A 1115-nucleotide genomic window follows, 5' to 3' on the forward strand; every position below is an offset into this window, starting at 1 on the left:
CTTGCCCAACCAGGCCAGGACCGCGGCCCCTGGGATCAGGTTCGCGCGCGAACGGCCTCAACTCCGTTGCAATCGGCTCCAACTCGGTCGCCGACGACGACAACACCGTTGCGGTGGGCAACGTCGGTGAAGAGCGCCGTGTCGTTCACGTCGCAGCTGGTGTCGACGACACCGATGCCGTCAACGTGAAGCAACTGACCGAGGCGATGCATTCCGCGAATACGAAGCTCGACGCGAAGATGACGCGGATGGTGCGCGACGTCGAATCGAAGCCGGGCAGTTTTGTCGCGATCGAAGGGTTGGGTGCGGACGGCAGCATGCCGAACATCGCATCGATGAACGGTCGCGATCCGAAGATGGGCACGGCTGCCGCCATTGGCGTCGGGAGTGGCGCCAGCGGGATCAATTCGATCGCGGTTGGTCTGCAGGCGGTCTCGAATTCGGATCACTCGGTGGCGATCGGCAGCATTGCACAGACCGGGGTCGAGCAACCGTATGCGGTGGCGATCGGCAGCATGGTCACGACGAACGGCGCAGGCGCATTGGCGATCGGTTCCCGAGCAAGGGCCAATGCCGAAAACGCGGTAGCAGTCGGTAACAATAAGGTGACAGCTGTTGGCAAGAGCTCGATCGCGATAGGTGACGCCGCGACGACGAAGTCCGGCACCGTGAACAGCATCGCTATCGGTACGAACGCGACCGTGCAACAGAACGTCGTGGACGCCATCGCGCTCGGGGCGAACTCGCAGGCGCTGAGATCGAACAGCATCGCGCTGGGTGCCAACTCGATCGCGGACCGTGCGAATGCGTTGTCGATCGGCACGGCAGGCGCCGAACGGCAGATCATCCATGTCGCGAATGGCACGCAGAACACCGATGCGGTCAACCTCGGCCAGCTCAAAGGCCTGGCCAACGTGGTCGGCGGCGGTACGGGCTTCGACGCGAACGGCGACGTGACCGCACCGACGTACACGATCGACGGCAAGGAGTACCACAACGTCAACGACGCGCTGCAGGCTGCGGCGGTCGAGGACGCGCCGCAGGGCACCTCGGTCACCCTGCACCTCAAGCCCGCCGACCCGGAGAACCAGCTCCACGACTACACCTCACCCTGG

2 pseudogenes are annotated in these 1115 nt (G+C 64.3%); both read left to right on the forward strand.

What is annotated here, in order from left to right:
* Positions 1 to 29: 29 nt before the first annotated feature.
* Positions 30 to 113 (forward strand): annotated as a pseudogene (locus tag ACWDD7_RS37855) (hypothetical protein); the annotation flags it as partial.
* Positions 114 to 1115: pseudogene (locus ACWDD7_RS37860) on the forward strand (hypothetical protein); the annotation flags it as partial.

This window comes from Streptomyces sp. NPDC001056, from assembly GCF_053598955.1.